The following is an 18,562-nucleotide window of genomic DNA, read 5'->3' as shown; positions in this document are numbered from 1 at the left end:
CTAGTAGTGCTTTGTTAGGTCGGCGTGTCGTGGGGTCGTCGGGGTGGTGCGGGTAGTTTCATGCTTCGGTGACTCCGGATGAGCTTTCGGTTGTGCGGCAACGCCTGGAGGCGTTCGCGGCGGACGTGTTCACGCCCTTGGCCCGGTCTGACCAGCGGGTCAAGGGCGAGACGTATCTGCGGGGGCTGTTGCTGGACGGGCGGCGTAAGTCGATGCAGCCGATGGCGGCCCGGCTCGGCGTGGATCATCAGGGGCTGCAGCAGTTCGTGACCACGTCGACGTGGGACACCATGGCGGTGCGGGCGCGGCTGGCCGAGCGGGCGGTAGAGTTGATCGACCCGGTCGCGTGGGTGTTCGATGACACCGGGTTCCCGAAGGACGGCACCGGCTCGCCCGGGGTGGCCCGGCAGTACTCCGGCACCCTGGGCAAGGTCGCCAACTGCCAGATCGGGGTCAGCGTCCACGCGGTCACCGATACGGCGTCGTGCCCGCTGGACTGGCGGCTGTTCCTGCCGGAGTCCTGGGACGCCGCCAAGGCCGGACCGGCCGCGGTCAAGGCGGCCAAGGCCAAGCAGCGTAAGACGTTGACGAATGCACCGCGGGCCACCGCGTCTGTCGAACCGGCCGAGGTCGATGTTGATGCGGTCGCCGCTGCCGCGACCGAGACCGCGCGGCGGCGGCGCCGCAAGGCCGCGATTCCGGAGGATGAGGGCCACCGTCCGAAGTGGATACTGGCAATCGAGATGATCGACGGGCTCGCTGCACACGGATTGCGACCACCCCTGGTCACCGCCGACTCCGGCTACGGCGACAGCGGCCCGTTCCGGGCCGCGCTCGACGAACGCGGCATCCTCTACAGCGTCCAGGTCAAAGGCGAAACCCTCGCCCACCGGTCCGACGCGGAACCCGCGCCACCCACGTGGTCCGGGCACGGCCGCCCACCGACCCGCCCGGACTACCCCGACGACGCGGCCAGCATTGCCCGGCACGTGCTCGACGCCGGCCGCGATGCCGCGACCACGGTCACCTGGCGCGAAGGCAGCAAAGGCATCCTCAGCTCACAGTTCGTGTTCCTACGGGTCCGTCCGGCTGGGCACCGCATCCCCCGCAACCCCGACGGCAGCCTGCCCGAGCGGTGGCTGATCGCGGAATGGCCCGACGACGAGGCCGAACCGGTCACCTACTGGCTATCCAGCCAACCCGCCGACACCGACCCCGTCGACCTGATCCGCACCGCGAAGATCCGCTGGCGGATCGAACACGACTACCGCGAACTGAAAACCGGCCTCGGCCTGGACCACTTCGAAGGCCGCTCCTTCACCGGCTGGCACCGCCACGTCACCCTGGTCACCGCCGCGCACCTGTTCATCACCCTGCTGCGACACGACCCAAAAGCGGCTGCGCCGGCCTGACCCTCTACAAGGTCATCCGCGAGCTGCAATACCTCCTCGCGACCTGGACCGGCGCCTGCCCCACATGCCACCAAACCGTGAAACCCTTACACCACAACCAATCTCGAGTTACCTAACAAAGCACTACTAGGGCCTGTATCAACTTCCTAGCCGGGCTGCGCCGGAGTCCAGGCGGCGCCGGAAGAGGATCGCGGCGACCAGGCCGCCGAGGAAGCCGAAGAGGTGCCCCTGCCAGGAGACCTGGGGGTCGGAGGGGAGGATCCCGACGACGAGCTGCCAGCCGTAGAGGAGGCCGACGAGGAAGACGACCCCGACGTTCCACCAGCTCCGCTCGACCAGGCCGCGCATCAGCAGCAGGCCGAGGTATCCGAAGATCACCCCGCTCGCGCCCACGACGATCGTGTTGGGGCTGCCGGTGAACCACACCCCGAGCCCGCTGGCGAAGATGATGAACAGCGTCGAGTAGAGGAAGCGCTTACCCCCTGCGGCCAGCACAAACGTGCCGAGCAGGATCAGCGGCACGCTGTTGCTGTAGAGGTGCTCGAAGCCGTGGTGCAGGAACGGCGCGAAGAAGACACCGTCGAGACCGTCGATCTGATGCGGCACGATGCCGGCGGCCGTGTCGAACGGGTTGCCCAGCCAGCCGTCCAGCGCCTCGATGAGGAAGAGCACCGGGATGACCGCGCACATCGCCACGAACGCCCGCCCCAGCGAGGCGTAGAACGCCTCGGTGCCGAAGCGGTTGGGATCGCCGCTGGAGCTGCCGCCGTAAGCCACGTTCCACTGCTATCAGGCCACGGCGGCCGCCGCCAAATGAAGGACCGCCAGGCGCTAGCTCAGTTCACGGGTCTTGCGCTCGATCGCCTCGGCGTAGCGGGAGACCTGGGTGTAGACGCCGGGGAAGTCGCGGCGGGCGCAGCCCAGGCCCCAGCTCACGATGCCGACCTGGATCCACTCCCCCGCCGCGTCCCGGCGCACCATCGGCCCGCCCGAGTCGCCCTGGCAGGCGTCCACGCCGCCGCGCTCGGTGTCGCCGGCGCAGATCATCTCGCTGGCGACGTACCCGTGGCCGACGTCCCGGTAGGCCCGGCCGCACCGCCGGTCGGAGACGTACGGCACCTCGGCCGTGCGCAGGTACCGCTGCTGGGTCGCGGAGCCGTCCCGGGTGGCACCCCACCCCATGATCGTAAACATGCCCTTGTCGTACGACTCGTCGGCGGCACGCGGGAGCAGCGGCAGGTCGAGCGGCCGGGCGAGCTGGATCAGCGCCCAGTCGTCGCCCTTGGTGGCGTCCCGGAAGCCGGCGGCGCGGACCACGTACCGGGACCTGACCCGGGTCGCGCCCGGCGAGTGCTGGTCGACCGAGCCGGCGACGACCGTGATGCCGCTGTCGTAGCCGGTACGGTCGACGCAGTGGGCGGCCGTGAGCACCACCCGCGGCGCGGTCAGGGCGCCGGCACAGCCGACCGAGAGGCGCACCACCCACGGAAACTGGCCAGACCTGGCCGGCCCGCCGCCGACGACCTCGGTGTGCGGCGAAGGCGCGGGTACGGGTGCCGAGGCGGCCGGCCCGGCCACCGCGAACGAGCCAACCAGTGCGCCGGCGACGAGCGCGCCGAGCCATCCCGTACCACGCATGCGAAACTCCCCAAAATCCGGCAGTTCGCCCAGTATGGACGGTCGGCTCGCTCGATCCGCCCACGAAACGCCAGAAAGGGTACGCACCGGCGAGGTGCGCACCCTTTCCGCGATTCAGGAGGTCAGTACCAGCCCACGTCCTGCGAGTGCGCCCACGCGCCACAGGGATCGCCGTACCGGCCCTTGATGTAGCCGAGGCCCCACTTGATCTGGGTCGCCGGGTTGGTCTCCCAGTCCGAGCCGGCCGACTCCATCTTGCCGCCGGGCAGCGCCTGCGGGATGCCGTACGCGCCGGAGGACGGGTTGCTGGCCTTGTGGTTCCAGCCGCTCTCCTTCGTCCACAGCTTGTCCAGGCAGGGGAACTGGTCGAGGCCGAAGCCGCTGCTGAGCATCACCGCACAACCGATCTTGCGGTTGCCGCTGTACTCGTTGCAGGAGGCGGGAATCGGGCCGGTGTACGGCTTGGTCGCCGCGTTGGCCTCCTCTTCCTCCTTCTTCTGCTGCTCCTGCTCGCGCTTCTTGCGGCTCGCCGCCTCGGCGGCCTTGCGCGCGCGCTCTGCCTCGGCCTTGGCCGCGGCGGCTGCCTTTTCGGCGGCGACGCGCTGGGCCTCGCGCTGGTGCGCGGTCGCGATCATGTGCTCGCGGTGGCGCTCCTTGATGTACTCGATCTCTTCCTGATCGGCATCGGCGGCCAGCTGAGCGCTGATCCCTTGCTGCTGGGCTTCACGGTCCTGACCCAGGAAGTAGCCGCCACCAACGCCCGCGAGGAGCAGTGCGAGGGCCAACGCCCGGATACCGAACCGGCTCCACAGCCGACTCACGAAGTGGTCCCTTCGTAGGGGGCAAGGACACGGTGCGGACGCCACCAGGGGGATGGTGGGCCGCGCCGTAGGCACCTGCTCCTGGACCGACGAAAGGTGCCGGTGTGGCGCGGGTGCCCGCAGGACACCATTGCGCACAGTGAGGCGGTTGTGGAGGCGCGTTCAGCCGTTTGTGACTCGCGCCACGCCGTTTACCAGGGCAAATATGGACAGAACCCGGGGTTATCGGGGGATGTCCTCCAGGAGATCGGTGACCACCTCGGCGATCGGTGACCGTTCTGAGCGATTGAGTGTGACATGCGCGAAGATCGGGTGTCCCTTCAGGGCCTCGATCACCGCGGTGACGCCGTCGTGGCGGCCGACCCGGAGGTTGTCACGCTGCGCCACGTCGTGCGTGAGCACCACTCGCGAACCCTGCCCGATCCGGGACAGGACGGTCAGCAGCACACCCCGCTCCAGCGACTGCGCCTCGTCGACGATCACGAACGCGTCGTGCAGGCTGCGACCGCGGATGTGGGTCAGCGGCAGCACTTCGAGCATGCCGCGGGCCATGACCTCTTCCATGACGTTTTCGTGCACCACGGCGCCCAGCGTGTCGAACACCGCCTGGGCCCAGGGCGACATCTTCTCCGCCTCCGAGCCGGGCAGGTAGCCGAGCTCCTGGCCGCCCACCGCGTACAGCGGGCGGAAGACGATGACCTTCTTGTGCTTGCGCCGCTCCATCACGGCCTCCAGGCCGGCGCAGAGGGCCAGCGCGGACTTGCCGGTGCCGGCCCGGCCGCCGAGCGAGACGATGCCGATCGACTCGTCGAGCAGCAGATCCAGCGCGACCCGCTGCTCGGCCGAGCGCCCGCGCAGGCCGAACGCCTCGCGGTCGCCGCGCACCAGGCGCACGGTCTTGTCGGGCAGCACCCGCCCCAGCGCCGAGCCGCGCGGCGAGTGCAGCACCAGGCCGGTGTGGCAGGGCAGGCCGGCGGCCTCGTCGACGTCGAGCGCCTCACCCGCGTACAGCTGGTTGACCTGCTCCTCGCCCAGCTCGAGGTCGGCCATGCCGGTCCAGGTGGGGTCGCTGGCCTGGCCGTGCCGGTACTCGTCGGCGTGCAGGCCGACCGAGGCGGCCTTGACCCGCAGCGGCATGTCTTTGCTCACCAGCGTGACGTCGCGCCCCTCGGCGGCGAGCCCGAGGGCGACGGAGAGGATCCGGGCGTCGTTGGACTCGTTGCGAAAGCCCTGCGGCAGCACGGACGGGTCGGCGTGGTTGAGCTCCACGCGGAGGGTGCCGCCGAGGTCGTTGACCGGCAGCGGGGCGTCGAGGCGGCCGTGCTTGATGCGCAGCTCGTCGAGCATCCGCAGGCACTGGCGGGCGAACCAGCCGAGCTCCGGGTGGTGCCGCTTGCCCTCCAGCTCGGAGATGACGACCAGGGGCAGGACCACTTCGTGCTCGTTGAAGCGGTAGAACGCCGCCGGGTCGGACAGCAGCACCGAGGTGTCCAGCACGTACGACTTATCGGCCGGCTCCGCGGGTGCGGGCTCGGCCGGGGCGGTGCGGGGGGACCTAGAGCGGCGGCTGGTCGGTGTGGCGGCTGGGTCCTGGTTGGTGACCCGGGGGTTGGTACGGCGAGTCGTCACAGGCCTGCTCCGGCGAGCGTGCACCCGGACCGCCCGCGATCCGCCTCGTCCGGTGCCCGGAGTCACGGGGTCGGATGCGAGGTCCCGTGGCGTAAAACGCAAGGTCCCGGGCCGGCCGGATGGCTTGGGACGACCCCACGCCATGGGTAGAAGCTAGCCGGCCGAGGCCAGCTTGGGCTAGTACGTGACGGGCGGCGCGCCGTGACGAAAGCCCTACCACGCGCTGGAACCGGGACCATCGGCCCGCCGATGGCCCCGGTGCTTGTGCGTCCAGCGCCGTTGCTCCAGGCGGCTGGCGCCAGGTTTAGGCGCCGGCCCGCCCGACCCGAGGGCGGCTGCAACCCAGGGTCGGACGGGCCGGCTGGGAGGGGCCGACCAGGATGCGTGCCCCCTGCGCGCATCCCGGCCGGCGAGTCGTACGGCCACCGGTCTGGCCGTACGACCCCCTGAGGGAGCCGTTCACCCCACGCGAGTGGAGTGCCTTCCGCCGTTGGACACGGCTCCCACGAATGAGGCGCTGGTGTACGTGGTTCCCTGCCGTAACACCAGGGGCCGGTTCAGCGGCTTGCCGTCCGCTGGGGGCTTGGCCGCCTGCGCCTCGCGGCGCCGCCGGTTCCAGGCCCCGCGATCACCGTCCAAATAGCCTTGCCGGTACCCGAAGCGGTACCCGATCCGGTAGCTCAACTGACCGTGCAGCCGGCCAGCGGCGTAGCTCGAGGATCCCAGCAGCAGCACGAAGAACAGCGCGAAGAACGGGCTCATGGCCGTCCTCGCTTCGCTGCGGGCGACCATGAGGCACCGGTGGCACTGAGCCTGACGATTCGCTCGCTTCGCTCGCTCATGGATCAACCTCGGCATCCAGCAGCCGACTGATGTCCGTCATGCTCACCTCCTCGACGAGCTCCACGCTGATCCGGCACCCCCCGAGCACCACCTCGGCCACCGATGAACGGCGGATGTCGCCTCCCGCGTCGTACACCCGCACGCTCAGATCGGGGCAGCCAAGGTGGGTCCGCCAGGAATCCCACTCGGCACGGTTGCCGACGTTGAGGGACACGTAACGCGAACCGCGGGCCAGATACAGCCGCCAGGGGGCACTCAGCCCGGCCGCGACGCCCTCGGCGATCAGCCCAAAGGCGTCCGCTCGCGTCTCAACCTCGGTCATCCGTTCCTCCCTGCCACATGCCCTCCTGAAGCTGTCACGTGTGCGTGACACGGTTGACTACGTTTCGTCCCATGCACGTGACAGAGCGTACGGCGTCTCATGTGCGTGACAGCATCATCTTTTCGGCTGATATGTGCGAGACATACAGATGACCTACCCTAACGGCGTGGCACCCCTCAACGTAAGGAACTACCGGCTAAGTGAAGGTGATGATGACCCGTCACGCGCGCGGGACGGCGCCGTTTCACGAGAAACTCTGCCGGCGAACTGGCCGTACCGTCACCCGGTGCCGGAGACGCCTGGGCGAAAGATTGCTTTCGCCGCGTTCGTACGTAAAGCGTTGGAAGACGCGCGCGCGACGCGTGCCTGGACCGGTTCGGAGGTCGCCCGCCGCACCGGCGTGTCCCGCCAGACCATCAACCGGTGGGTACGCGGCGAGTGGGCCAGCGACCCCGAAGCCGAGCGCGTGGTGGCTTTCTGCGAAGGCCTCGGCATCAACCCCACCGTCGCCTTCGGCGTACTCGGTTGGGCCGACACCGCACCCGCACGACCGACGCCCACGGCACCACCGATGGACCCTGACGTGGAGGCGCTGCTGCGCCGCCTCGTCGATCCCAACGTCTCCGATGCCGAAAAGTTCCACATCCGGGAGACCGTCCGGTACCTCGCCTACCGGCCGACCGTCCCCTCCGACTCCCGCAAAGGGCGCAAAAGGGCTAGCTAGGCACGCCAAGTCTCCAAATGGCGAAAGAAGGCCGGCCTCACTGTCGCAAACCTCTGTACGTGGGCGCGTAGCAGGCTACCGTCCACTTCGTACTGCTTGGGCTCGTCGTCGGCGGGGGGACGGGACAAGGCCGGACACAGCCCTGCGGGACAAGAGGGAGGGGTCTTCCATGCCCCTGAAATGGACTGCGGTCGTCGTCGCGACCGTCGCGGTCACCTTGTGCGTGACCGCAAACATCCTCGTCGATGTGCTGAGCAACCAGCGGGTGCCCGACGTGGTCAACCTGTTCGCGGTCGCCACCGCCTCGGTGACGACGCTGATCGCCGTGATGGCCGAGTTCTACCAGCGTGTCGACGACCGGCTGAGCGCGATGAGCGAGTTCCTGGTCGTCCGGCTCGAAGAGCTCGACGACCGCACCGGCGACCGCAACACCGGGTTCGTCGAGGGCTACCTGTTGGGCCAGGGCCACGACGGCCGGCCGCTCAGCCAGACCAACGACGCGAGCGTGGTGCCGCTGGGGTACCGCTCCGGCCGGAGGGCCATGACCGGAAGCGATGACTGATCCTTACGCGACCGTCGAACGCCAGGTCACTCATTCGGTACGCTGGCGCGCGTGCGGCCGAACGATGCGGGTAACCAGCGCCCGTCCCGTCCCCTGACCGCGGACCAGGCGTGGCAGATCACCACGGCCCGGGCCGCGGAGTGCGTGCTTTTCTTCGACTTCGACGGGGTGGTGGCACCGGTTGGCGACGACCCCAACGCGGTCCAGCCGGTGCCCGAGGTGATGGCCGCTATCGCCGGCCTCGCCGAGTCGGTCCGGCGGGTCGCGGTGGTCTCCGCGCGCCCGGTCGACTTCCTCCGGGAGCACTTCGGCCACCTGGCCGGCGTCGACCTCTACGGCCTCTACGGCCTGGAGCACAGCCACGGTTCGGGCGAGACGGTCACCGAGCCGGCCGCCCTGCCGTGGGTGCCGGCGATGGCCGAGCTGGCCGAGCGGGCCCGGGCCGAGCTGCCCGAGGGCGCGCTGGTGGAGTACAAGCGGCTGTCCGTCGCCCTGCACTACCGCACCAACCCGCACCTGGCCGAGCAGGTCGAGGCGTGGGGCCGGGCGGAGGCCGAGCGGCTGGGGCTGCGCGTGCAGCCCGGGCGCATGGTGATCGAGGTCAAGCCGCCGGTCGACCGCGACAAGGGCATGGTCATCCGGGACGTCGCGTCCACGGCTGGCTGCGCGTGGTACTTCGGGGACGACGTCTCCGACATCAAGGCGTTCGACGCCCTGCGCGAGCTGGAGGCGGCCGACGAGCGGTTCTTCGGCATCTGCGTGGCGGTGGCCAACCCGGAGACCGGGCTGGAGGTGGCCCGCGCCGCCGACCTGACCATCGACTCGCCGCAGGCGCTCGGCAAGTTTCTGGCCGAGGCGCTACAGACGCTGCGGGCCTGAGCGGCCGCTCAACCGCCGAGCCGCCGCTCGACCGCCGGACTCAGGCCCGGACCCGGGCTCAGGCGCCGTAGCGGCGCTGGCGCTGGCCGTACGCGCGCAGGGCGCGGAGGAAGTCGATGTGGCGGAAGTCGGGCCAGTTCATGTCGCAGAAGTAGAACTCCGACTGCGCCGACTGCCAGAGCAGGAAGCCGGAGAGCCGCTGCTCGCCGCTGGTCCGGATGATCAGGTCGGGGTCGGGCTGGCCGCGCGTGTACAGGTGCTCGGCGATGTGCTCCACGTCGAGGACCTCGACCAGCTCCTCGATCGTGCCGCCGGCCTGGGCGTGCTCGCTCAACAGCGACCGCACCGCGTCGGCGATCTCGCGCCGGCCACCGTAGCCGACGGCGAGGTTGACCTGGACGCCGGTGCGGCCGATGGTGCGCTCCTGGGCCGCCTTGAGCACCGTGGCGGTCTCCGCGGGCAGCACGTCGAGCGCGCCCACCACCCGCAGCTGCCACGGGTTGCCGTCTTCGGAGAGCTCGGTGACCAGGTCTTCGATGATCCGCAGGAGCGGCTCGAGCTCGCTGGCCGGGCGGCGCAGGTTGTCGGTGGCCAGGAGGTAGAGCGTGACGTGCGCGATGCTCGCCTGATCGCACCAGTCGAGCAGGTGCTTGATCTTTACGGCGCCCATGCGATGGCCGTCGTTGGGGTCGATGAACCCCATCTCCTTGGCCCAGCGCCGGTTGCCGTCGCACATCACGCCGACGTGACTGGGCACCGGCTTGCCGGCCAGCTTCCTGGTCAGCCGCCGCTCGTACACCGAGTAGACAAGGCTCCGCAGATTCACCTTATGCAGAGTAGGGCTTACCGGACCGATCCACTACCTCGCGTGCCTTTCGTTCGCTCGGCCGTCGCGGGGCCGCGCTCGCTCACCGCTGTCGCGGGTGGCCGCCGCCGCGCCCGGCTCGCTCGCCGGTGGCTAGGCCGATCCTCACCAACGTACGGGTGTCCAGGAGCCCTTCGCCGAGCCCGAGCTCGGCCAGCGTGCCGAAGACCCGGGCGTCCCGGGCGGCGGCGCGCACCGCGGCCTCGACCATCCGGCGGTTGCCGCCGAGCCAGGCCGCGACACGGCTGTGACGCAGGTGACGGCCGAGCCGGCGGCGCAGCGCCGCCGTGTACCGCCCGGCGACGGGGCCACCCGCCGCGGCCGCCGCGCCGGCCAGCGCCCCGGAGAGCACCGCGTAGAAGATCCCCTCGCCGGTGAACGGGTTGATCAACGAGAGCGCGTCGCCGGCGAGCACCACCCGCCCCCGGCCAGCCGGGGGTCGCCGGGTGGAGAGCGGCAGGTGGTGTGCGCGCAGCCCGGTCACCTCGGCCGGATCGAGGCCGGGCAGCAGCTCGGCCATCCGGTCCACCAGGTGGGCGCGGCTCAGCGGCTGGCCGCGCAGCACCTCGCCGTACCCGATGTTGGCCCGCCCGTCCCCGATCGGAAACGACCACGCGTAGGCCGGCCAACCCGTACCCGAGGTCACGATCAGCTGCTCGGCCTCGGGGCGCGCCGGAGCGTACCCGCGCATGGCGATCGCGAGGTGGCCGTCCGGGTTGGGCGCGAAGCCGAGCGCCCGCCGCACCACCGATCCCGCGCCGTCGGCCCCGACCAGCGCGCCGGCGCTGAACTCGCCGTCGACCACCACCCGGTCGCCGCGCTCCTCCAGCCGCCGCACGGTGTGCCGGCGCAGCCGGGCTCCGGCATCGACCGCGGCCGCGACGAGGCGGGCGTCGAAAACCTTCCGGGGCACCGTGTACGCCGCGCGGGGCAGCGCCCGGCCCACCTCGCCGCCGCCCGGCCCGACCAGGCGCAGCGCCGGTACCGATGGATAGCCGTCGACCGCGCCGGTCACGCCCAGCCCGGCCAGTACGTCGATCGCGTGCGGGGCGATCCCGTCGCCGCACGCCTTGTCGCGCGGGAAGTCCGCGCGGTCGAGCAGCAGCACGCTCGCCCCGGCCCGGCGGGCGGCGAGGGCGGCGCTCGCCCCGGCCGGCCCCGCCCCGACGACGACAACGTCGAACTCGCTCATCGCGCCCGCCCGATCGCGTAGTGGGTGTGCGCCCGGGCCGCCCGCGGCCGCCGGACCGGTGTCGCGGCGGCACGCGTGGCGGTCACCCGCCCAGCTTCCCTGCGTTCAGGGAGTCCCTCAAGTCGAGGGGGCGGCGTCCAACCGGGCCTTGAGGGCGTCGAGCTCGGCCCAGAGCACGCCGGGCAGCTTGTCGCCGAACCTCTCGAACCACTCGGTGACCTGCGGGATCTCCGCCTTCCACTCGGCCGGGTCGACGCGGAGCACCGCCTCGATGTCCTCCGGCGACAGGTCGAGCCCGCTCAGGTCGAGCGCGTCCGGCGCCGGTACGTGGCCGATCGGCGTCTCCACGGCCGCGCCCCGCCCCTCCAGCCGCTCGACGATCCACTTGAGCACGCGGGAGTTCTCGCCGAAGCCGGGCCAGAGGAAGCGGCCGTCGTCGCCGCGCCGGAACCAGTTGACGTAGAAGATCTTCGGCAGCTTGGCCGCGTCGCCGTCGGCGCCCTTGCCCATCTCGATCCAGTGCCCGAAGTAGTCGCCGGCGTTGTACCCGATGAAGGGGAGCATGGCCATCGGGTCGCGACGCACGACACCCACCTTGCCCGCCGCGGCGGCCGTGGTCTCGGAGGAGAGCGTGGCGCCGAGGTAGACGCCGTGCACCCAGTCGCGCGCCTCGGTCACCAGCGGGATCGTGGTCTTGCGGCGCCCGCCGAACAGGATCGCGTCGATCGGCACGCCGCGCGGGTCGTGGTACTCCGGCGCCAGGATCGGGCACTGGGTGATCGGCGTGCAGAAGCGGGAGTTGGCGTGCGAGGAGAGCTCGCCGGAGTCGGGCGTCCAGTCGCCGCCGCGCCAGTCGGTCAGGTGCGCGGGCGGCTCGCCCATGCCCTCCCACCAGATGTCGCCGTCGTCGGTGAGCGCGACGTTGGTGAAGATCGAGTTGCCGATGTCGAGCGTACGCATGGCGTTCGGGTTGGTCGTCCAGTCGGTGCCGGGCGCGACGCCGAAGAGCCCGTACTCCGGGTTGGTGGCGTAGAGCCGGCCGTCGTCGCCGAACCGCATCCAGGCGATGTCGTCGCCGACCGTCTCGACCGTCCAGCCCGGGATCGTCGGCTGGAGCATGGCCAGGTTGGTCTTGCCGCAGGCGGACGGGAAGGCGCCGGCCACGTAGCGCACGGTGCCCTCGGGCGAGGTGAGCTTGAGGATCAGCATGTGCTCGGCGAGCCAGCCCTCGTCGCGCGCCATGACGCTCGCGATCCGCAGGGAGTAGCACTTCTTGCCGAGCAGCGAGTTGCCGCCGTAACCCGAGCCGTACGACCAGATCTCCCGGGTCTCCGGGAAGTGTGAGATGTACTTGGTCTCGCTGCACGGCCAGGCCACATCCGCCTCGCCTTCCGCGAGCGGCGCGCCCACCGAGTGCAGCGCCGGCACGAACGGCGCGTCGTCGCCCATCGCGTCGAGCACCTCGGTGCCCATGCGGGTCATGATGCGCATCGAGGCCACCACGTACGGGCTGTCGGTCAGCTCGACGCCGAACATCGGCTCGACCGCGTCGAGCGAGCCCATACAGAACGGGACGACGTACAAGGTGCGGCCGCGCATGCACTCCCGGTACAGCTCGGTCATCGTGCGCTTCATCTCGGCCGGGGCCATCCAGTTGTTGGTGGGTCCGGCGTCGGCCTCGTCGACCGAGCAGATGAACGTGCGCTCCTCGACCCGGGCCACGTCGGTCGGGTCGGTGCGGGCCCAGAACGAGTTGGGCTTGCGCTCCTCGGAGAGCCGGACCAGCGCGCCGGACTCGACCAGCTCGTCGGTGAGGCGGCGCCACTCCTCGGGCGAGCCGTCGCACCACACGATCTGGTCCGGCGTCGTCAGCTCGGCGACCTCGCCGACCCAGGAGAGCAGCTTCTGGTGGTTGGTGGGGGCGCTGTCGAGCCCTCGAACGGTCGCCGGTGGGGCCGTCATGACTGTCTCCTTTGGTCGACGTTGACCGGAAATCGGGATGCGCGGAGCGGACGTGCCGGATGGGGAGCCGACGCGCCGATCAAGTCATCGGGATTTCAGCTCAGCGTAAGCCGAGGATCGCGTCCGAGCAGCGTGGACGGTTGTGAAACTCTGCACAAAGTACGGCGTTTATGTGTTCTCACGACGCATTCAGCGCTCCCACGCGCAGCTTCACGCAAAGCTTCCTGCCCCCGTTCACCTCTTCCGGGTATGACCAATTTGCCCTAAGGTTCAGGTTAGCTCCCTGTTACGCCTGATTAATCCCCCGGAGGCGGCAGTGACCAGCCACGTCGAGTTGAGTGACGCACACCTTCTTGCAGCCGTCCGCCAAGGCGACAGCACGGCCTACGGCGCGCTCTACGCCCGCCACGCCGGCGCGGCCAGACGCCTGGCGTACACCCTGGTCCGATGTCCGGCCGACGCGGACGACCTCGTGGCCGAGACGTTCGCCAAGGTGCTGGCCGTGCTCCGCGCCGGCCGCGGCCCGGACCAGTCGTTCCGCGCCTACCTGCACACCACGCTGCGCCACGTGCGGTACGACCGCGTGCGGCGCGATCAGCGGCTCGAGTTCACCGACGACCTCACCCGGTACGAACGAGGCGAGCCGTTCCACGACACGACGCTCGCCCAGCTCGAGCGGGCCCAGGCGGCCCGCGCCTTCGCCCAACTGCCCGAGCGCTGGCGCACCGTCCTGTGGCACACCGAGGTCGAGGGTGAGCCGCACGCACAGGTGGCGCCTCGGCTGGGCCTCACCCCAGGTGGGGTAGCGGCATTGGCGTACCGGGCGCGCGAGCGCTTGCGTCAGATATATGCGCGGGAGGCGTCCAGTGCGGGGTGACCAAAGCCGGTACCCTCGACTGCGTGTCAGCGACCGTAACCGGCGAGCCCTCGGCGTCTTCCGAGCCCAGACCGGGGCCCTTGCGCCGGCTCTGGGACCGTTTCGGGCACCTCGTCCATGAGCTGGGCAAGTTCGGCACCGTCGGCATCATCGCGTTCGGCGTCGACCTGGTGCTGTTCAACGTCGCGCTGGGCCTGCTGCACATGGAGTCGCTGACCGCCAAGATCTTCTCCACGGCCATCGCGGCGACCGTCGCCTTCGTCGGCAACCGGTTCTGGACCTGGCGCCACCGCGCGCGGTCCAACCTCGCCCGGGAGTACGTGCTCTACTTCGTGCTCAACGCGATCGGCCTGGGCTTCAGCCTGCTCACTCTGGCCATTTCCCACTACGGGCTGGGCAGCCTGTGGCCGGTATTCAAAAACCCGATCGTCGATAACATTTCCGCAAACATCGTGGGCACCGCGATGGGCACGACATTCCGTTTTTGGTCCTACCGGCGCTGGGTATTCCTGAATCCCGATACACAGCCCGTGCCCGCCACAGTCACGGAGAGCAAGTAGCCGGGGTGACCTTCAGCAAACCTCCAGCCGGTCGCGGACACGCGGCCGCCAGACTGCCGTAAGGTGGCCGAATGCGTCTTGTCCGCCTGCTGCCCGAGCGTTGGCAGAAATTTCTCAAGGAGGCGCTGAAGTTTGGCGCGGTCGGCGGCGTCAACACCGTCGTAAACTACGCTCTGTTCAACGCTCTGGTGCTGACCGTTCTCGCGGATGGACAGCTGAAGGCAACCGTCATCGCGACAGTAGTGGCGACCACGTCGTCGTACTTCATGAACCGGCACTGGACGTTCCGCGACCGGTCCAAGTCGGCGATGCGCCGTGAGTACTCGCTGTTCTTCCTCTTCAACGCGGCCGGCCTGGTCATCGAGCTGGGCGTGCTGGCCATCGCCAAGTACGGGCTCGACATCCACGGCCTGCTGGCGCTCAACCTGGTCAAGACCGTCGGCCTCGTGCTGGGCATGACGTTCCGGTTCTGGTCCTACCGCACGTTCGTGTTCCGGCCGCAGCCGGCGGGTGTCGTGCACCAGCACCACCTCGACCCGGTCGCCGAGATCGTCGACGCGCTGGAGGAGGCCGCCCCTGCCGCCGCCGTGCCCGCGCAGGCCCGTGCCGGCGAGGCGGCCGAGTTCCAGGAGCTGACCGAGCCGCTGGAGGCCGAGCTGGCCTCGCCGATCGACGACGTGACGCTCGCCGCCGAGCTCGCCGCGGTGGAGCTCGACGCCGCGCGGCGTTCGACCGCGCACTGACCGACGACACGTAGAGGGCGCCCCTTTCCGGGGGCGCCCTCTTTGTCATTTCCGCGTACTCGGCCGGCTTACGGCTGCTGGGCCTCGCGCGCCTCACGGTTGGAGTCCCGCATGATCTCGCGCATCTCCTCGTCACCGAGGCTGTGCTTGTCGTGGTTGGCCTCGATCAGCTCGTAGAGCGTGGTCTGGACCTTCTCCACGGCAGGCATGTCGCGGAGCACCGACTGGCCGCGCTCACCGGCGGACTCGATCGTGAGCGTGCCGCAGCCGAGCAGGCGCTCGATGAACGTCTGGCTCATCGAATGGTCGTTGACCCGGCCGAGCGGGATGTCCCGCCGGTCGCGGGAGAAGACCCCGTGTTGCAGGATCACGCGCTCGTTCGTGAACACGTGGTGCGTCGTCCGCCAGACCAGGATCGGCCAGAGGGTCAGCCACAGCACGAGGACGAGCGCCACCGCGGCGACGACGTAGAGCGTGATGGTGCCGCCGCTGCCGTCGGGGAGAAAGATCCAGGCGGCAACCAGGCCGACGAGTGCCAACACCAGCACCAGTACCGGCCGGATCGCCTCCTTCCAGTGGGGGTGCATGTGCAGCACGACGTGCTCGTCCTTGGTGAGCACGTCTTCCGGAAAGGCCACGCCAACCTCCTCATTCACATTCGTGACGGGCTGACGGTATCGGGTCATCGCACGTAGAGCACGTCTCCGGCCGCAACGGATTGGCTGCGACCTTCGGCCGTACGGACGACGAGCTGCCCGTCGGCGTCCACGGTGGTGACCTCGCCGGCCAGCTCCGCACCGGAGGGTAGCGACACCCGTACGCTCCGGCCGATCGTGCCGCAGTGGTGCCGGTACGCCTCCGCCAGCCCCGAGGCCTCCGCGTCGCCACCGGCGAAGCGCCACCGGCCGTACCAGGTGCCGAGCCCGCGCAGCAGCGCCCGCAGCAGCGGGTCGCGGTCGGTCATCGCCGCGCCGGCGAGCTGGAGCGAGGTGGCCGGGCGGTCGGGGGGCAGCTCGCCGGCGCGCAGCGTCACGTTGAGCCCGATGCCCACCGCGACCGCCGGCGCGTCGCCGTTGGGCACCCCCTCGGCGAGGATGCCGGCGCACTTGAGGTCGCCGACCATCAGGTCGTTGGGCCACTTGAGGACGGCGGGCACCTCGGCCAGCCGGTTTACGGTCTCGACCAGCGCGACGCCGGCCAGCAGGGGCAGCCAGCCGTACGCCGCGGGCGGCGCGGCCGGCCACTCCCGCTCGGGCACCGCCACGCCGGGGCGGAGCAGCACGCTGGTCGTGATGCCCGCGCGCGGCGGCGAGGTCCAGGCGCGCCCGCGGCGGCCGCGCCCCTCGGTCTGCGCCTCGGCGACGACCACCAGGCCTTCCGGCTCGCCCGCGCGGGCGGCGCTCACCGCGTCGGCGTTCGTGGAACCGGTCTGGGCGCGCAGGTCAAGGCGGGTCCACGGCCCGGCCTCGGTGACCAGTGCCGCCGCCAGCCGCCGGGCGTTGAGCGGTGGCCGGTCCAGGTCCGTATACGGCGAGCTCACCCGCCGAGCCTAGGGCCTGTATCAAAGAGTTTGTCGGTGCGAGCCGGAATCCAGGCGGCGGTCCGCCAGATTCGGCCTTCGGGCGGCCCTCGACATGTAGACGGTGCCCCGGTCCGGCGGCACGTAGATCGGGCGTGCGCCGTAGCCGGTGACGTCGATCGGGATGTCTACCGGGTCGAGGTCGTCGGGCGGACCGACGTAGTGCACCCGCTCGGCCGGCGGCGTCTCCGGCTTCTCGCCGGCGAGTCGCGGCCACAGTACGCGCCGCAGTACGTAGAGCACCATCGCCCCGCTCACGATGAGCGCGATTCCCAAGAGCAGCACACCAAGTACAACGAATAGGGCATTTATCGCGAAACGACTCAGAGAATCTGGCGATCCACCTGAAGTTACGATCCAGTAGTGACCGTTCAGGAGAGCGCCACCCAGATCGACGTACACACCACCGCGGGTAAGCTCGCCGACCTTTCGCGTCGGGTGGATGAGGCGGTGCATGCGGGTTCGGTTCGGGCTGTGGAGAAGCAGCATGCGCGGGGGAAGAGGACGGCGCGTGAGCGGGTCGCGATGCTGTTGGATGAGGGTTCGTTTGTGGAGTTGGATGGGTTGGCTCGGCATCGTTCGACGGCGTTCGGGTTGGATAGGACCCGGCCGTATGGCGATGGTGTGGTGACTGGTTATGGCACGGTCGATGGGCGGCCGGTGTGTGTGTTCGCGCAGGATTTCACGGTCTTTGGTGGGTCGTTGGGGGAGGTGTTCGGCGAGAAGATCGTCAAGGTGATGGATTTGGCGATGAAGACCGGGTGTCCGGTGGTCGGTATCAACGACTCCGGTGGTGCGCGGATCCAGGAGGGTGTGGTCAGCCTGGGTCTGTATGGGGAGATCTTTTTCCGTAACGTGCGGGCTTCCGGTGTGATCCCGCAGATTTCGCTGGTGATGGGGCCGTGTGCGGGCGGGGCGGTCTACTCTCCCGCGGTTACCGATTTCACGGTGATGGTCGATCAGACCTCGCACATGTTCATCACGGGCCCGGATGTCATCAAGACGGTCACCGGTGAGGATGTGGGCTTCGAGGAGTTGGGCGGTGCCCGTACCCATAACACTCGTTCCGGCAACGCGCACTACCTCGGCACGGACGAGGAGGACGCGATCGACTACGTCAAGGCGCTGCTGTCGTACCTGCCGTCGAACAATATGGACGACGCGCCGGCGTTCCCCGCCCCGTCCTTTTTGGATGTTGGTGAGGAGGACCTGGTGTTGGACACGCTGATTCCCGACTCGGCCAATCAGCCGTATGACATGCACCGGGTTGTCGAGCATGTGTTGGACGATGGTGAGTTCCTGGAGGTGCATGCGCTGTACGCGCAGAACATTGTGGTCGGCTTTGGTCGGGTCGAGGGGCATCCGGTCGGTGTGGTCGCCAACCAGCCGATGCATTTCGCTGGCTGCCTTGATATCGCCGCGTCGGAGAAGGCGGCCCGTTTCGTGCGCACCTGCGACGCGTTCAACATCCCGGTTTTGACCTTTGTGGACGTTCCTGGTTTCCTGCCCGGTACGGGTCAGGAGTGGGAGGGGATCATCCGGCGCGGCGCCAAGCTCATCTACGCGTACGCGGAGGCCACGGTCCCGAAGGTCACTGTCATCACCCGTAAGGCGTACGGCGGCGCGTACGACGTGATGGGCTCCAAGCACCTCGGCGCCGACCTCAACTTCGCGTGGCCGACCGCGCAGATCGCGGTGATGGGCGCGCAGGGCGCGGTGAACATCCTGCACCGCGGTGCGCTGTCCGATGCGGACGATCCAGCGGCGCTGCGGGCCGAGCTCGTCACCGAGTACGAGGACACGCTCGCCAACCCGTACATCGCGGCCGAACGCGGCTACGTCGACGCGGTGATCCAGCCGTCACAGACCCGCGTGCAGATCGTCCGCGCGCTGCGGACCCTGCGCACCAAACGCGAGACCCTGCCCCCCAAGAAGCACGGCAACATCCCCCTCT

General features: G+C 69.7%; 20 protein-coding genes. 8 read left to right on the top strand and 12 right to left on the bottom strand.

Translation table 11 applies throughout. The features are described from left to right. Positions 1–68 precede the first annotated feature (68 nt). Positions 69–1,412 (top strand): IS701 family transposase, encoded by a 1,344-nt coding sequence (locus RB614_RS43620; protein WP_308714810.1) that lies wholly within the window; start codon positions 69–71, stop codon positions 1,410–1,412. Positions 1,413–1,550: 138 nt separating this feature from the next. Here RB614_RS43620 and RB614_RS43615 read toward each other — a convergent pair whose 3' ends face one another. The 6 genes from RB614_RS43615 to RB614_RS43590 all read right to left on the bottom strand — a co-directional run bounded on the left by RB614_RS43615 (position 1,551) and on the right by RB614_RS43590 (position 6,665). Continuing rightward, positions 1,551–2,189 carry a rhomboid family intramembrane serine protease gene (locus RB614_RS43615; RefSeq protein WP_308718609.1) on the bottom strand — a complete coding sequence of 213 codons (639 nt, stop codon included), beginning with the start codon at positions 2,187–2,189 and terminating at the stop codon, positions 1,551–1,553. A 54-nt stretch (positions 2,190–2,243) separates the two neighbouring features. Continuing rightward, positions 2,244–3,050, bottom strand: coding sequence for a S1 family peptidase (locus RB614_RS43610; RefSeq protein WP_308718608.1), 807 nt, complete (start codon positions 3,048–3,050; stop codon positions 2,244–2,246). 122 nt (positions 3,051–3,172) lie between these two features. Beyond that, positions 3,173–3,871 (bottom strand): aggregation-promoting factor C-terminal-like domain-containing protein, encoded by a 699-nt coding sequence (locus RB614_RS43605; RefSeq protein WP_308718607.1) that lies wholly within the window; start codon positions 3,869–3,871, stop codon positions 3,173–3,175. 222 nt (positions 3,872–4,093) lie between these two features. After that, positions 4,094–5,500 (bottom strand): RNA 5'-3' helicase PhoH2, encoded by a 1,407-nt coding sequence (gene phoH2 / locus RB614_RS43600; RefSeq protein WP_308718606.1) that lies wholly within the window; start codon positions 5,498–5,500, stop codon positions 4,094–4,096. Between the two features lie 459 nt (positions 5,501–5,959). Continuing rightward, a complete protein-coding gene (locus tag RB614_RS43595) occupies positions 5,960–6,262 on the bottom strand; it encodes a hypothetical protein (protein ID WP_308718605.1) in 303 nt (100 codons plus the stop codon). Between the two features lie 76 nt (positions 6,263–6,338). Then, entirely contained in the window at positions 6,339–6,665 is a 327-nt protein-coding gene (locus RB614_RS43590; RefSeq protein ID WP_308718604.1) for a hypothetical protein, read from the bottom strand. Between the two features lie 256 nt (positions 6,666–6,921). On the opposite strand from RB614_RS43590, the gene RB614_RS43585 reads away from it, so the two are divergent. The 3 genes from RB614_RS43585 (at position 6,922) to otsB (ending at position 8,830) form a co-directional block, all read left to right on the top strand. Then, the gene (locus RB614_RS43585; protein WP_308718610.1) at positions 6,922–7,389 is read left to right on the top strand and encodes a helix-turn-helix domain-containing protein; all 468 of its coding nucleotides are present in this window, start codon (positions 6,922–6,924) and stop codon (positions 7,387–7,389) included. A gap of 169 nt (positions 7,390–7,558) precedes the next feature. Continuing rightward, entirely contained in the window at positions 7,559–7,951 is a 393-nt protein-coding gene (locus tag RB614_RS43580; protein ID WP_308718603.1) for a hypothetical protein, read from the top strand. 51 nt (positions 7,952–8,002) lie between these two features. Beyond that, entirely contained in the window at positions 8,003–8,830 is an 828-nt protein-coding gene (gene otsB, locus RB614_RS43575; RefSeq protein ID WP_308718602.1) for a trehalose-phosphatase, read from the top strand. Positions 8,831–8,888: 58 nt separating this feature from the next. Here the strand turns inward: otsB and RB614_RS43570 are convergent, their stop codons facing one another. The 3 genes from RB614_RS43570 to RB614_RS43560 all read right to left on the bottom strand — a co-directional run bounded on the left by RB614_RS43570 (position 8,889) and on the right by RB614_RS43560 (position 12,849). Beyond that, positions 8,889–9,656 carry an isoprenyl transferase gene (locus RB614_RS43570; RefSeq protein WP_308718601.1) on the bottom strand — a complete coding sequence of 256 codons (768 nt, stop codon included), beginning with the start codon at positions 9,654–9,656 and terminating at the stop codon, positions 8,889–8,891. 82 nt (positions 9,657–9,738) lie between these two features. Continuing rightward, a complete protein-coding gene (locus RB614_RS43565) occupies positions 9,739–10,887 on the bottom strand; it encodes a geranylgeranyl reductase family protein (RefSeq protein ID WP_308718600.1) in 1,149 nt (382 codons plus the stop codon). A 117-nt stretch (positions 10,888–11,004) separates the two neighbouring features. Continuing rightward, positions 11,005–12,849, bottom strand: coding sequence for a phosphoenolpyruvate carboxykinase (GTP) (locus RB614_RS43560; RefSeq protein ID WP_308718599.1), 1,845 nt, complete (start codon positions 12,847–12,849; stop codon positions 11,005–11,007). A 316-nt stretch (positions 12,850–13,165) separates the two neighbouring features. Between RB614_RS43560 and RB614_RS43555 the strand changes: the two genes are divergently transcribed. From RB614_RS43555 to RB614_RS43545, 3 genes are all read left to right on the top strand, one after another. After that, positions 13,166–13,726: an RNA polymerase sigma factor gene (locus RB614_RS43555; RefSeq protein ID WP_308718598.1), complete on the top strand. Its 561-nt coding sequence runs from the start codon at positions 13,166–13,168 to the stop codon at positions 13,724–13,726. Between the two features lie 23 nt (positions 13,727–13,749). Next, positions 13,750–14,286 carry a GtrA family protein gene (locus RB614_RS43550; RefSeq protein ID WP_308718597.1) on the top strand — a complete coding sequence of 179 codons (537 nt, stop codon included), beginning with the start codon at positions 13,750–13,752 and terminating at the stop codon, positions 14,284–14,286. Between the two features lie 71 nt (positions 14,287–14,357). Beyond that, entirely contained in the window at positions 14,358–15,029 is a 672-nt protein-coding gene (locus RB614_RS43545) for a GtrA family protein (protein ID WP_308718596.1), read from the top strand. A gap of 68 nt (positions 15,030–15,097) precedes the next feature. Here RB614_RS43545 and RB614_RS43540 read toward each other — a convergent pair whose 3' ends face one another. Genes RB614_RS43540 through RB614_RS43530 form a run of 3 tightly spaced genes read right to left on the bottom strand, consistent with a single transcriptional unit; the run spans position 15,098 to position 16,893 of the window. Continuing rightward, on the bottom strand, positions 15,098–15,667 hold the full coding sequence (locus tag RB614_RS43540) for a PH domain-containing protein (protein ID WP_308718595.1): 570 nt from the start codon (positions 15,665–15,667) through the stop codon (positions 15,098–15,100). A gap of 44 nt (positions 15,668–15,711) precedes the next feature. Further along, on the bottom strand, positions 15,712–16,569 hold the full coding sequence (locus tag RB614_RS43535; protein ID WP_308718594.1) for a biotin--[acetyl-CoA-carboxylase] ligase: 858 nt from the start codon (positions 16,567–16,569) through the stop codon (positions 15,712–15,714). Positions 16,570–16,590: 21 nt separating this feature from the next. Beyond that, complete coding sequence (locus RB614_RS43530; RefSeq protein ID WP_308718593.1) at positions 16,591–16,893, bottom strand: hypothetical protein; 303 nt, start codon at positions 16,891–16,893, stop codon at positions 16,591–16,593. Positions 16,894–16,971: 78 nt separating this feature from the next. On the opposite strand from RB614_RS43530, the gene RB614_RS43525 reads away from it, so the two are divergent. Continuing rightward, positions 16,972–18,562 (top strand): acyl-CoA carboxylase subunit beta (locus RB614_RS43525; protein ID WP_308718592.1); only part of this gene is annotated, 1,591 nt, incomplete at its 3' end.

Origin of the sequence: Phytohabitans maris (assembly GCF_031085175.1) — a bacterium.
GTDB classification, from domain to species: domain Bacteria; phylum Actinomycetota; class Actinomycetes; order Mycobacteriales; family Micromonosporaceae; genus Phytohabitans; species Phytohabitans maris.
Note: the sequence above shows the minus strand (reverse complement) of the source record. Positions and strands in the feature narration are given on the sequence as shown.